At 66.1% G+C, this 13,104-nt stretch carries 11 protein-coding genes; 7 read left to right on the top strand and 4 right to left on the bottom strand.

Annotation, left to right across the window (positions count from 1 at the left end; genetic code table 11):
• Positions 1–20: 20 nt before the first annotated feature.
• Complete coding sequence (locus QH195_RS32055) at positions 21–1,508, bottom strand: MFS transporter (RefSeq protein WP_280438142.1); 1,488 nt, start codon at positions 1,506–1,508, stop codon at positions 21–23.
• A 424-nt stretch (positions 1,509–1,932) separates the two neighbouring features.
• Between QH195_RS32055 and QH195_RS32060 the strand changes: the two genes are divergently transcribed.
• The 5 genes from QH195_RS32060 (at position 1,933) to QH195_RS32080 (ending at position 5,882) form a co-directional block, all read left to right on the top strand.
• Positions 1,933–2,316 (top strand): nuclear transport factor 2 family protein, encoded by a 384-nt coding sequence (locus QH195_RS32060; RefSeq protein ID WP_280438143.1) that lies wholly within the window; start codon positions 1,933–1,935, stop codon positions 2,314–2,316.
• A 2-nt stretch (positions 2,317–2,318) separates the two neighbouring features.
• Positions 2,319–3,155: an SDR family NAD(P)-dependent oxidoreductase gene (locus QH195_RS32065; protein WP_280438144.1), complete on the top strand. Its 837-nt coding sequence runs from the start codon at positions 2,319–2,321 to the stop codon at positions 3,153–3,155.
• A gap of 138 nt (positions 3,156–3,293) precedes the next feature.
• Positions 3,294–4,241, top strand: coding sequence for an alpha/beta hydrolase (locus QH195_RS32070; protein WP_280438145.1), 948 nt, complete (start codon positions 3,294–3,296; stop codon positions 4,239–4,241).
• Positions 4,242–4,639: 398 nt separating this feature from the next.
• Positions 4,640–5,266: a TetR/AcrR family transcriptional regulator gene (locus QH195_RS32075; protein ID WP_280438146.1), complete on the top strand. Its 627-nt coding sequence runs from the start codon at positions 4,640–4,642 to the stop codon at positions 5,264–5,266.
• Positions 5,267–5,360: 94 nt separating this feature from the next.
• Positions 5,361–5,882, top strand: coding sequence for a nuclear transport factor 2 family protein (locus QH195_RS32080; RefSeq protein WP_280438147.1), 522 nt, complete (start codon positions 5,361–5,363; stop codon positions 5,880–5,882).
• Positions 5,883–5,963: 81 nt separating this feature from the next.
• On the opposite strand, the gene QH195_RS32085 is transcribed toward QH195_RS32080, so the two are convergent.
• Genes QH195_RS32085 through QH195_RS32095 form a run of 3 tightly spaced genes read right to left on the bottom strand, consistent with a single transcriptional unit; the run spans position 5,964 to position 10,745 of the window.
• Positions 5,964–6,689, bottom strand: a complete 726-nt coding sequence (locus tag QH195_RS32085) for an ABC transporter ATP-binding protein (RefSeq protein ID WP_280438148.1) — start codon at positions 6,687–6,689, stop codon at positions 5,964–5,966.
• Positions 6,686–9,463, bottom strand: a complete 2,778-nt coding sequence (locus QH195_RS32090; protein WP_280438149.1) for a branched-chain amino acid ABC transporter permease/ATP-binding protein — start codon at positions 9,461–9,463, stop codon at positions 6,686–6,688. The genes QH195_RS32085 and QH195_RS32090 overlap by 4 nt, the downstream gene beginning before the upstream one ends.
• Positions 9,464–9,500: 37 nt before the next feature.
• The gene (locus tag QH195_RS32095; RefSeq protein ID WP_280438150.1) at positions 9,501–10,745 is read right to left on the bottom strand and encodes an ABC transporter substrate-binding protein; all 1,245 of its coding nucleotides are present in this window, start codon (positions 10,743–10,745) and stop codon (positions 9,501–9,503) included.
• 565 nt (positions 10,746–11,310) lie between these two features.
• On the opposite strand from QH195_RS32095, the gene QH195_RS32100 reads away from it, so the two are divergent.
• Positions 11,311–12,486 carry a sensor histidine kinase gene (locus QH195_RS32100; protein WP_280438151.1) on the top strand — a complete coding sequence of 392 codons (1,176 nt, stop codon included), beginning with the start codon at positions 11,311–11,313 and terminating at the stop codon, positions 12,484–12,486.
• On the top strand, positions 12,483–13,104 hold a 622-nt coding region (locus QH195_RS32105), incomplete at its 3' end, for a response regulator (RefSeq protein WP_280438152.1). The genes QH195_RS32100 and QH195_RS32105, both read left to right, overlap by 4 nt.

Raw genomic sequence — 13,104 nt, forward strand, 5'->3', positions numbered from 1 at the left:
CATTCGTGGATCAGCGCCGGTCAGGCGTACGCCGCCGGCGCCGAGGTACCTTCCTCGCCGGCCTGGACATCGTCAGCTGTCTTCGGCTTCGGCATTCCGATGAACAGGCAGATGACTGCAACGATCAGCGCGCATCCGATGAACCATCCCATCGACAGGTTGAACGACGACAAAGCGGGTGCGGTGGTCCCCGGAACCGTCGACAGCGACAGCATTACCGACACGATGGCCACGCCCACAGCCGAGAACGCCTGCCGGGCAGTGCTCAGCACACCCGTTGTGACGCTCGTGACACTGTCCGGAACGGATTCGATGACGATTTTCGGGTAGCCCGTGTAGGCGAACGCCGTCGCGACGGCTCCGACAGCGGAAGCGCCGATCATGACAGGCAGCGACTTGTGGCCCACGAAGATCATCAGGTTCGCGACGACGAACAGACCGGCCCCGATGAGGAAGGCCGTACGCCCGCCCCACCGACCGGCGACCGCCCCCGCGATCGGCGACGCGGTGAAACCGACCAGTGCCGCGACACCGGCCACCAGGCCCGTGACCGTCGCAGTCATCCCGAGGCCGACCGGTAACGAGGTCGGGGATTGCATGATCATCGGAATCACGATTTGAATGGCTCCCACCGGGCCGAGGGACAAGGCCGATACAGCGATCAAATTGAGCGACATTCTCCTGTTCGCCAGAACGCGCAGGTCCACCAGTGGTTCACGCTGGGACAGCTCCCACAAGGTCCACACCGCCAGGATGCCCAGGCCGCCGACGATCAGGCCGACGACCCGGAGATCGGTCCAGCCCCACGCCGAGCCGCGGGTGATCCCGTACAGAACCGCGGTCAGACCAGGTGTCATCAGGACCGCGCCGACATAGTCGAACCGGGGGAGATCCGATGATCTACCGGACCCTGGTAACCCGAATGCGGCCACTGCAGAAGCCACGACAGCCAGTACCGCAGCAAAGATGAAGATCATGTGCCAGTCGGCGATGTCGAGCAGGACACCGGCTATGAGCGAACCACCCGCACCGGCCAATAGGACCGCACCGCTGATGAACCCCACTGCGATCGAAACTTTGTTGGGCGGCAGCGCCTCACGGGCGAGCCCGTAGCAGAGCGGCAGAATCGCACCCGCCGCGCCCTGCACACCCCGCCCGATGATGATCGCCGCCATCGAGTCCCCGAAGACACTGATCAGTGAGCCGAGCGCCGAAATCAGCAGAACGACGATCAGAACCTTCTTGCGACCGTACATATCTCCGAGTCGGCCGCCCACGAGCGCGGCCGTGGCCGCGACGAGCATGAAGGCGGTGACCGACCACCCTGTCGTGGAGGCCGGCGCCCCGAATATTTCACTGAACCTCGGCAACGCGATGAATATCATCCCGGCCTCGAACGCACTGACGGATTCGGCGATGACCAGCGACATGATGATCAGCGCCGGCGACCTGAAAGCCGGTCTACCTTCGGAATCTCCGGTGGTGAGCCGGGATGAAGGAACGGACATCGATTGTCCTCCTGAGACGAGATCGACCCGCGGCTTCTGCCGCCGGGAATTCCGACCCGCGCTCGTGGGACGAGATACCGCGGCGGTTGTCGCTCGGTCGGGATTCGGCGGCAGAAGCCAGCGGACCTACGGCACCGCGGAAAAACTGCGTCGGCGCCGGTACCGGCATCGAGTCGGTTGATGGACGACCCTTCGTGATGTAGGTCACCGGCAGCTGGCACAACGGACGATAAGGCTCGCACCGGCTACTCGATCGGCGCGATTCCGTTCAGTGGGAGCAAGCCGCTTGCCGGCCGCCGCACGAGCGCCTTCCAACTGGCCGATGACTTTCCCATCTGACGGAATTCCGGCAGCCGGGTGACGGGCCGATGCGTTTTCATTGGACTGTCGCGGCGGCCGATCGTGCCGTCGGGAAAGGAATTCGATGCCATCCCCCGCGCAGATATCCGCAGCGGTCGACCGATATGTCACCCTCGTCGGCACCGGTACCGCAAAAGAAATCGGGGCACTCTACGACGAGGCCGCGACCCTGGAAGATCCCGTCGGCGGCGAGGTTCACATCGGGCGCGCGGCCATCACGGCGTTCTACAGCGTGCTCGACAACGTCACCACAACCGCGGAACTCATCACCATCCGCGTTTCTGGCGACGAGGCAGCCTTCCATATGCGAGTTGTCACCACGAGGCCGGATCAGATCGTCACCATCGAGCCGATCGATGTGATGGCATTCAACAACGACGGACTCATTACCAGTATGCGCGCCTATTGGGGTCCTGCCGACATCACGACGACTGCCCGAGGACACTGAGCGTGCGTGAACTGAAAGGTCGGACCGCGGTCGTCACCGGCGGCGCGAACGGTATCGGCAGAGGGCTGGCGACACGTTTCCTCGAAGAAGGCATGAAAGTGGTCGTCGCCGACAACGACGCCGGCGATCTGGAGAGAGCAGTCACCGAGTTGTCCGCACTCGGAGAAGTACTCGGCGTCCCCACCGACGTCGCCGAAGCGGCTTCGGTGCAAGCGCTGGCGGATGCGGCGGTGGACCGGTTCGGCGCCGTACACGTGCTGTGCAACAACGCCGGAGTCGGTGGCGCGCAACGCTTCTCCACCATCCCTCAGGCGACCTGGGAATGGACACTCGGCGTTAACCTCTGGGGTGTCATCCACGGATGCCGGATCTTCCAGCCGATCCTGGCGGCCCAGGACGCAGCGTATATCGTCAACACCGCCTCTATGTCGGGTTTTCTGACCGGTGGGTACCTGACCCCGTACAACGTCTCGAAGGCCGGCGTGGTATCCCTTTCGGAGGGATTGGCTTTCGAATGGGCGACCGAGTTTCCACATATCGGGGTCGCAGTGCTTTGCCCGGCCTACACCGCCACTGCCATCCGTCACGACGAGCGCAATGCACCGCCCGGCCACATTCCCCGCGCCGAAGCCGACCCGTCCCTGATCGACCATCAGGAGAAGGTGAACCGGACCATCGAACAGGAGGGGACACCGGTTTCGGAGATCGCGGATCTGGTCGTCCGGGGGATGGCGGAGCGCAAGACACACATCTTCCCGCACCCCGAATGGCTGAAGCTGTGGGGCGACCGCTTGGAACGCGTCACCGCGCAGGCCGATCCGCCTGCCGCACAACACTGACCCACACGGAACCGATTCCGGCTCGGGGCGACGACCGCCTCGGCCGTTTCGAAAAGACTGCGACACCCGAGCGACTTCCCCCGATTCGCCTGCCCGACCGGACCGCCATCCAGTCCACCTATCGCCGAGGAGATGACCGTGCCCGTTCCCCCGCTCGATCCCGATGTCGCCACGCGCATCCACGCTCTCGGCACAGTGCCCTCGATGCGTTCACGGGGAATCGAACAAGTCCGCGCCGGCGTGGAGGCGATGGAGCCGCCCGTCGAGATGCCGGCAATGGCCGAGATCGAGAATCTCACCATTCCTGGACCGTACGGGCCCATTCCGCTCCGCGTATACCGGCCGACAGCCGAGTCCGCCGGCCCAGCCGTCGTCCATCTGCACGGTGGCGGTCTGGCGATGGGTTCCAACGCCTCCTTCGAACCGCTGGCCCGGCAGATCGCGGCCGCCGCCGGCGCGACGGTGATCGGCGTCGACTACCGACTGGCACCGGAGTGGGGTGCGCCGGTGCAGATCGAGGAGTCGTACGCAGCAACCGCCTGGGTTGCCGCCAACGCGGAGCGCCTGCGTATCGACGTCGAACGCCTGGTGGTGCTCGGCGACAGCGCCGGCGGTGGCCTCGCGGCCGGTGTCGCCTTGCTGACCAGAGATCGTGGCGGCCCGGCGCTCTTCGGCCAAGTGCTGATGTACCCGGGACTGGACCGTGATATGGGCGCGGCGTCGATCGTATCGATGCCCGACGCACCGATGTTGCTCCGTGAGGACATCGTCTACATGCACGAACTCGCGGACAGCGGCGCGACCGACCCCCCTGACTGCTATCGAGTTCCGGCGTATGCCGGGGACTTGTCCGGTCTCCCCCAGGCAATCGTGGTGACCGCCGAAGGGGACCCGATCCGGGACTGGGGCGAGCGATACGCTGGCCGACTGCGGGACGCGCGCGTCCAGACCACCGTGACGCGGTACCCGGGCGTGCTGCACGGATTTCTCATGCGACCGGAGAATTCGGCGCGCGCAATACTGGCGATAGCCGAAATCGGTGGCCTGCTGCGCGCCAAGTTCGCCCATCCCCTGCCCTTCGACTGACCGGCACATTTGGCCGGTCGAGGTCCAGTCCGAACGGAACCGCGCCGTCCGCCGGTTCGCAGCCCAGCACAGCGAGCGCGGCTGCGACCAACGGTTCATAGCGGTGCGGGACCCGCGCCACCGGTCGGGCGAGTGACTGCCCGGTGTTCATCTGCCGACCTGTCGTTCAGATCGCCGCCGGCCGTGCGTCGCCGCTGGACAACACCGCTCAGGTACATGAAAGCAGGTGCCTAACGGGCCCACGCGCAGCATTTCACCGCTGGAAGCTTGTCCCGCCTTGCATTCCATATTTGGCAGGCCCTGCCGTAATGTCATATCTTGACGGTATTGATCCTGAGACGGTGCAAGCGGAGACCGTCGGCGCCGAAAGCCGCACGAACGACACGAAGGGAGGTCCGGTGGCCAAGTCGGCTCGCCCCACCCTCACCGAGCGCCGGGCGGAGGAACTGCGGCGGACCATCGCTCTGACCGCACGGGATCTGTTCATCGCCGAGGGCAACACCTCGGCCACCGTGGAGCAGATATGCGAGATCGTGGGCATCTCGCCGCGCACCTTCCACCGCCATTTCCCGGTGAAAGAGGACGTACTTTCCCCTCTATTCCGGCAGAGCGAGGAACTCATCGTCGAAATCCTGCGGACGGCAACTGCCGACGCGGATCCGGTCGAGGTGCTCGCGCATGCGTTCACCACAGAGGTTCACCGACGTGAAGTTCCGGAGTTCGACCGCAAGTTCATGGAACTGATGATCAATACGCCACCGTACCGGTTGCGGTGGCTGGAATGGGGCGAGGGACTGTGCGGAGAGATCACCCGGTTCCTCGACCAGCATTTCGAGCTCGGCCAGGACCCATTTCTCCGTGAGCTTCCCGCCCAACTGGCGATGCAGACCATGCGTCACGCCTATATCCATTGGGTCGCCGCCGGCCACTCCGGCGAATTCGAGGAGGTCGAACACCTGCTGCGGCGTGGGATACGAATGCTGTTCACCGGGATCGACGCGACCACACCCGCCGCATCGACCTGATCTGTGGTGGCGCCGCTTCGAACCCAGCAGCGGGAATTCCACTGAGCGGACGTACCAACTACTTCACTGGTAACCGGAACGTTAGCGTTCGCGCATGAGCAACACATGGTCCAGAGACGAACTCGAATCGGCCTTCCAGACGTGGCGGACAACGGTCGCGCGAGCGGCCTCGGGCGAGGGCAGCTGGCGTGAATTCGTCGATCTGTTCACACCCGACGCTGAATACCACGAACAGATGGTCGGCGTATTGAAGGGCCACGAGGCCATCTGGGCGTGGGTGGAGCCGACCCTCGCCCAGTTCCCCGGATCGGCGATGACCTCCTTCCCCGACTATTGGCACCTGATCGATGACGTGAACGGCATGATCGTGGTGAAACTGAACAACCTGATGCGGGACCCCGGCGACGGTGCGCAGATGGGCGCCGACAACATCAGTATTCTCACCTACGCCGGCAACGGAAAGTTCTCCCGGGAGGAGGACATCTACGATCCCGCCGAGTTCAACGAAATGGTGCCTGCCTGGATCGGCAGGGCCATGGAACTGGGCACCCTGAGTGCGGACGAACTCGAGTGGTGCGCGCGGGCACAGGCACAGACCGGTTCGGCGCCGGCCTGATATATCTTCGCGACCTGCGAAGCGGCGTGTCGCCACGATCGTGGCGACACGCTATTGCCTTTCTCTGCCTTGGTATCCCGCTCAGCGTGTGACCGCGGGCGCGCCCAGGTACGCACGTTCGACCCGCTCTGGATTGTCCCGCAGTTCCGCGGCACTGCCCTGGTCGGCGATCCGTCCGTGAACCAGGACGGCAGCCCTGTGCGCAATACCGAGAGCCAGGTGCACATGCTGTTCCACCAGCAGGACGCTGGTGCCCTCGGTAGCTGCCAGGTTCTTCAGCACGTCCAGGATCTCAGTGACGATCACCGGGGCAAGGCCCATACTCAACTCGTCGATCACCAGCACCGTTGGCCGTTGCAGGATCGCTCGTCCGATGGCGAGCATCTGCTGCTCACCCCCGGACAGCCGGCCGGCCGCAACCGGCAGCCGGTTCGCCAACGCCGGGAAATACTCGAGCACTTGGCGAATACCGTCCCGTCGCCGAGAACGTTCTGCGACTGCGAGCAGCAGGTTCTGTTTCGCGCTCAACTGCCGGAACAGGGCCCGATCGTCGGGCACCATTACCAGCCCCGACCGGACCGCGTCGCGGGGACGGCCGCTGCGGACCGTGCGTCCGGCGACGACGACCTCACCTTCTGTCCGAGGCAGAAACCCGGCCAGCGTCATCAGCAACGTGGTTTTACCCGCACCGTTCGGACCGAGAAGGCTGGTTATCTCCCCTGGCGGCAACGTCAGGTCCACATCGCGTACGCACGGGCGTTCCTTCAGGTAGCCGGCCGTCAGCCCTCGGCATTCGAGCGCGGTCATCGCGATACCTCCGGGGGTGTGCAGGGTCGGGTGTGCAGTGCCGGAACAGCCCCCGGGCCGGGAGAGTCCGCGTCGGCGGGCACGCCGAGACAGGCGCGCAGCACCTCGGGGTTCGCGCGAACCTCCCCGGGGGTACCACCGGCTATGACAGTTCCCAGATCGAGCACGATGACCCGGTCGCACACCGTGAGTACCAGCTCCATATCGTGGTCGACCAGCAATACACCGGTACCGTCGGCGGCGATCGCACGCAGTTTCTCTCCGAGCCAACGACTTTCGTCGCTGTCCAGACCCGCCGCGGGTTCGTCGAGCAAGGCCACGACAGGTTCGGCCGCCAGGACTCGCGCCATCGAAACCAGCTGGCGCTGCCCCTGTGACAGCACACCCGCATCTCGGTCGGCCAGGTCGCTCAGGCCGAGCACGGCCAGGATGCGGGACACTCGCCGCACGACGGACAATCCCGACGCAGACCGGGCCGCGCCCACTCCGACGTTCTCGGCGACGGTGAGATCATCGTAAAGCTCGATGTCCTGGAAGCTGCGCCCCAGCCCGGCCCGACTGCGTACGTGCGGGGGCCGTCCGGTGATTGACCGGCCCGCCAGCGTCACCGACCCCGTGGCGGGGGTGAACCCGGTGATCGCGTCGATAACTGTCGTCTTGCCGGCACCGTTGGGGCCGATGAGACCGACGATCTCGCCGGGCCATATCTCGAAGCCGACATCGGCGGCGGCCTGCACCGCACCGTAGGTGACACTCACCGCTCGAACCGACAGAATCGGCCCGGACTGATCGGCGACAGTCCGGCTGACCGCCGGCTCCGCCGGCGCGGCGCCGACCGCGGAGCGGCGCGGGGCGGCCGGCCACGAGATTCGCGGCAGCTTGCTCGCGATCCCGTCGGGGTTCGCGAGCACGGTCACCACCAGCAAGACGCCGCTGAGTACCGCGTAGTAGTCGCCGACATTCAGGAACCGGTCGACCAAAAAGTAAAGGATCCCACCCGGCGCCATCACCCCGGCCAGGATGCCGCCGGTGATCGAGGTGATGCCCGCGACGTACACGACGGCGAACAGCGAGATTCCGAGAAATACCGCGAAGGGTTCCGGGGTGGCCAGGGTCTGCTGATATCCGAGCAGGGCGCCACCGAGCCCGGCGATGAACGCGCCGATGGCGAATGTGACCAGTTTGGTCCGGGCCACATCGATACCCGCGGCTGCCGCCGAGCGTTCGTTGGCCCGCACGGCGAGCATATCGGTGCCGAGACTGCTGCGCCGTAGCCACACCACCCCGATACCCACAACTGCGAGTACACCCAGACACAGCAGAGCGAAGGCGATGCGTGGATAGGACTCGCCCGCACCGATGCCGAGATCCACTCCGAACAGTCGAGGAGTGTCGATAGGAGCGCCCAGCACACCGCCGTTGAGTTCGGGGTTGCGGAACCAGAAAGCCTCGACGAACACCGCGAGTGCCAGTGTCACCACCGTGAGTGGCAGCCCGCGCACCCGTAACGCGGGAAGTCCGGCCACCACACCGACCACTGTCGCAAACAGCGCAGCCACCACCGGGGCGAACGGGAACGGGATACCGAGGTGCTGATTCAGCACGCTCAGCGCGTAGGCCGAGACGCCTGCCAGCGTAAGCTGCGCCAGCGATACCTGACCGGCATAGCCGGTGACAACCACCTGGGAGAGCCCCAGGATTGCGAAAACGATGCTACTGACCAGGGCGGCGCGGTAACTGCCGGTGGTCGCCAGCAGCGCGACCACCGCCACCGCGAGCGACAGCAGAACCGGGACGAAAATACGATCGGGGCGGGGTGCTCGTCCGAGCGTGCGGTGGATTACCGAACCCCGATCGGGCAGGGGTCTGCCCTTGACCACCAGGAAACCCAGGATCAGCAGTAGTGAGATCGCCTCGGCTGTCCCTGATCTCGGCCACCAGTCGTAAAGCCCCTGCAGATTCGTGGCTTCCGCTTGCAGGGCCCCGATGGCGATACCGGCGGCTACGGTCAGCCAGATAGAAGCGAAGTTACCGACCAGCGTGGCCGCCAGCGCGGGCACGATGAACAGTGAGTACGCCACCGGATTCAGCGCCACCAGCGGGGCGATGAGGATCCCGCCGAGGCCGGCGACCATCGAAGACAGCGCCCAGTTGGCGAACGCGATCCGGTCCGGTGACAGACCGGCCAGATAGGCTCCCTTCTCGGATTCCGCGGCCGCCTCGGTTGCGGTACCGAATCGGGTGTAGCGGAACACCAGGGACGCCACGATTGCGAGGCCGACGATGCACGCCGCCAGCAGTACGCGGTCGGTCGGCACCGGGCTGTCGCCCAACGCGAAGGTGTCGAGGGCGAATATCGGTTTGACCGATACCAGACCGGTGCCGACCCGCTGGGCGATCACCGCCTGGATAACGATCATCAGCCCGATCGAGGCGACGGCTTTGGCAACCACCGGGGCGGCCCGCATGGGCCGGAAGACCAGGGCGTAACAGAGCAGGCCTAGAATTCCGGCCGCGACCAGGGAGATCGCCATGGCAGGGGCGACACCGAGCGGGCTACCGAGATCGACTGTCGCGGGCAGTCCAGGTATCGGCACCATCAACTCACCGGTCCGCAACAAGGCGTAGGTGTAGGCAGCGTAGAGCGCCACCGCGCCGGTCGCGAAGTTCACGACCCCGGAACTCTTGAAGGTCAACACGAGCGCGAGCCCGAGCGCCGCGTACACCGCCCCGTTGCCGAGACCGAGTACGAGGTAGGAAAGGTGTTGTGTCACGACTGATCTCCCTGGCCGAATACCGCCGGGAGGCGGGTTATCCGGTCACTTTCAGGTCCACCGGCACACCCTGGTCGTTGATCTCACCGATCAGCATCTGGTGCGAGCAGATCGACGGCATCTGCGGTACGGCGGTGCCGTCACAGGTGAAGGTGATACCACCACCCGCGGGCATCTCCACGGCCTTCGCGGTGCGCAGCGCCTCCTTGATGCTCGCCGGCGTGACCTCGTCCTGGATACTGTCGGTGGCCGATGCGAGCGCCATCACAACCTGGTAGCCGGACGATGCGGCACCCGCCACCGCTGTCTCGGGCGCGTAGCTCTGCAGAACTGAGCGATACAGCACCGAGTCGGGGCGATCCGAGAGATAGTCGGTGGCGGTGATGCCGATACTGCCCGCGATGGAGTCCACACCGATGATGTCGATGACATCAGGCGCCAGGCACGTAGGTATGAAAACGCGCTGAACCGCCGGATCTGCGGTCTGGATCGCCCTGTAGACCGACGCGCAGGTGGCCGCGTCGGCGATCACACTCGTACCTTCGGGCTTCTCGGAAAGTCCGGAGGTCACCAGCGGCGTGGGGTCTGGAACTCCGAGCGGGATCGGCACCACGTTCAGTTTCACCCCCGCGGCCTGGAACAACGGTGCACCCATCGCATTGATCAGGGCACCGAGGCCGCCGCCGTCGCTGGCGAAGAGAGTGAATGTGCTCATGCCCTTCTCCTCGGCGGCCGCGGCCATCGCGGCGATAGTGCCCGGCAGGCCCGCCGAGAGCGCCGCGGAATCGGGCGAGGTCAGTTCCTGCTGCGATACCCCATTGAGGGTGATGTAGGGGATTCCCGCGCCGGCGACAATCGGGAGGATTGTGCCGCCCTGTGAGGTACCCGGGGACAGCACCGCAGTCACCTTCTGCTCGACGAATTCGTTGGCGCATTTGGTAGCGGAGGTCGGCTCCTCCTGCTGCTTGCAAATCACGAGTTCGACGGGGTGACCGGCGATACCACCGGCGTTCTTGTTCACGTATTCGACGGCTGCCTCGGCGCCCTCGCGCATCTCTGGGAGCGAGACCACGGCGCCCCCCTCGGTGGAGACAAAACCGATACGTACCGGTGTCCCGGTGGCCGGCTCGTCCGGTAGCGCGGTAGTGGACGCCCCAGCTACCGCGCTGTTTTTCGATTCCTCGCTGCCTGCACAGCCCGACGCCGCGAGTGCAATCGACAGCGCAGCGACGCCGATTCCGGCGACGGCACGCCGGCGACGGCTCAGACCACCAAGTCCCATGATCTGGTTCTCCTCTCCGAAGGCGAGGCCGCACCAGGATGCACCCGATACAAACAGCGTCCTCGCGTGGTCCACATCACTAATCGATGCGGCGGAGAATTATGGCCTCATGCTGCACCCGGCCCAGACGGTCACTTCCCACTCACCGGGATTATCATGGACGGACCTCATCGGGTTCGCTACACGCGTCACCCAGCGCCGGAACTGCGGAAACGCCGTCGGGACGAGGGGATCCGTCACAGCGGAACCCGCGCGCCGGCGAGTCATCGGCAGGAATATGCATCGCGGCCGACAGTCGACGAATACAACACTGCCGCACAGGCACTCGCGCGGCACGGACTGTCGGAACTGCCCGTTGCGATGAGATCAACGGCGTCGCCAAGACCGCCGATCGGCACCGGGAACCGTCGAATGACAGCCCTTACGGCCGAACCAGCGAGACGTACGGTGGTGGTGCCTGGCAAATGGTCGTAACCGGCAAAACCCGCAGCGGCGGCGCGGCCCCGGCTCAGGGGCCCAGCTCCGGTGCAGCCGCTCCAGTAGTGTGCGGTAGCCTGCAGAAGTCGTGACAGAACTGGACGACCATCTGCACAACACCCGGCCGCTGACGGCGCCGGGGTGGGATCTCGTTCTCGACCTGATCGCCGTGATCGTCTTGGTAACGGGATTTCGGACACTGCCCGGCGACGGCCTCGACATCGCCCATACCAGCCTCCTGCTGGGTGCAGGCGCGGCCGCTGCACTCCGGCGGGTCGTTCCCCTGACGGCGGCGATCGCCGGCGTCATCCTCGCCGCTGCGGTTCTCGGCGTGCCGGACCTCTCGCTGGCGGTGTGGTCACTCGGTCAGATATGCCTGCTGGGCCTTGCGCTACGCGGCCGGCGTACCGAGACGGTCGTGGTGGCGACCAACCTGGCGGCAGTGCTGTATCTCGGCTCGGTCATCGTTCTCGGGATGGGCCCGTTCGAGGCGAACGCACTTGTCTTGCCCGTGTGGACCGCCGCCGTGTCGGCGACCGGACTGACAGTACGGGCACAACGGGAACGACTCGCCGCCCTTACGGCAGCCGCTTCCTCGGCGATCGCGGCCCGTGACAGTGATATCGAACGCCACGTCGCCGACGAGCGGTTGCGAATCGCCCGCGATCTGCACGATTCGGTGGCGCACTCGATGGCGGTGGTCAGCGTCCACGCCGGGGCCGCCGAGCATGCCTTGCCCGATCGTCCCCGAGATGCGCTGCGCGCTGTCCGGGAGGTCCGGGCCGCCAGCCGCGCCGCGCTGGGTGAGATGCAGACCATCGTGCACCTGTTGCGAACCACCGGGCCGGATGGTGAAGAAGACCTCTCGGCGGCACCCACTCCCGGCCGGCTCGTCACCGGAGCAGCGGCCACCGGACTGCGCGTCACCGGCAGCATCCCCGACGACGATGCGTTGGCCGACCTCGGCGCCATGACCGTGGCCTCGCTGTCCAGAGTTACTCGGGAACTGCTGACCAACGCCGGACGCCACGGCACCGGGGAGATGACCCTGGACATATCCGTCGACGAGGGCTCCGTACGGATCACTGCCGCCAACCCCGTCGCCGGCCGAAGGCACACAGAGCGCCGCGGCTTCGGTCTGGTCGGTATCCGCGAACGGGTCGCCGCGCTCGACGGCCAGGTGCACACCTCCAGGGGCGACAAGACTTTCACCATCGAGATCGTGATCCCCCGTGTTCCCGGAAAGGAGAACGAAGCCCAATGATCCGTGTACTGCTGGTCGACGACCAGACGCTGATTCGCGCCGGACTCCGCGCGGTGCTCGATCACGAGCCGGGCATCGAGGTCGCCGGCGAGGCCGACGACGGAGCCGAAGCCCTCCAGATGGTCCGCGAATTGCAGCCCGAGGTCGTGGTGATGGACCTTCGAATGCCGATACTCGACGGGGTCGAGGCAACCCGGCGTATTCGCGCCGACGCCCATCTCACCGCGGTCCGGATTCTCGTGCTGACGACCTTCGAGGGAGATCGTGAAGTGCTTGCCGCCGTCGGCGCGGGCGCCGACGGTTTCCTGGGGAAGAGCGCAGACCCCACCGAGTTGGTGGCGGCCGTGCAAACCGTCGCCGCAGGCGATATCAGCCTGCCGCAACCGGCGCTGGGGGGGGGGGCGCGGCCGGCGCCCCCGGGCCCCCCGGGGCGCCCCCCCCCCCCGGGGCCGGGGGGGGGCCGGCGGGCGGGGGGGGGGGGGGGCCCGCCCGGGCGCCCCGCCTGTGGGTGGGGGGGGGGGGGGGCGCCCCCGCGCCGATATCAGAGGTGGATAGGCGCACCCGCCGCCATCGGCGCCACGAAGCCGCCGTCTACGTGCACGTCCTGGCCGTTGATCC

This window comes from Nocardia carnea (assembly GCF_029868855.1).
In the GTDB taxonomy this organism is placed as follows: domain Bacteria; phylum Actinomycetota; class Actinomycetes; order Mycobacteriales; family Mycobacteriaceae; genus Nocardia; species Nocardia carnea_A.

Bases quoted from the DNA above. Each gene is read 5' to 3' on its own strand.
- QH195_RS32055 (WP_280438142.1), bottom strand. From the start codon at position 1,508: ATGTCCGTTCCTTCATCCCGGCTCACCACCGGAGATTCCGAAGGTAGA.
- QH195_RS32080 (WP_280438147.1), top strand. From the start codon at position 5,361: ATGAGCAACACATGGTCCAGAGACGAACTCGAATCGGCCTTCCAGACG.
- QH195_RS32085 (WP_280438148.1), bottom strand. From the start codon at position 6,689: ATGACCGCGCTCGAATGCCGAGGGCTGACGGCCGGCTACCTGAAGGAA.
- QH195_RS32095 (WP_280438150.1), bottom strand. From the start codon at position 10,745: ATGGGACTTGGTGGTCTGAGCCGTCGCCGGCGTGCCGTCGCCGGAATC.
- QH195_RS32060 (WP_280438143.1), top strand. From the start codon at position 1,933: ATGCCATCCCCCGCGCAGATATCCGCAGCGGTCGACCGATATGTCACC.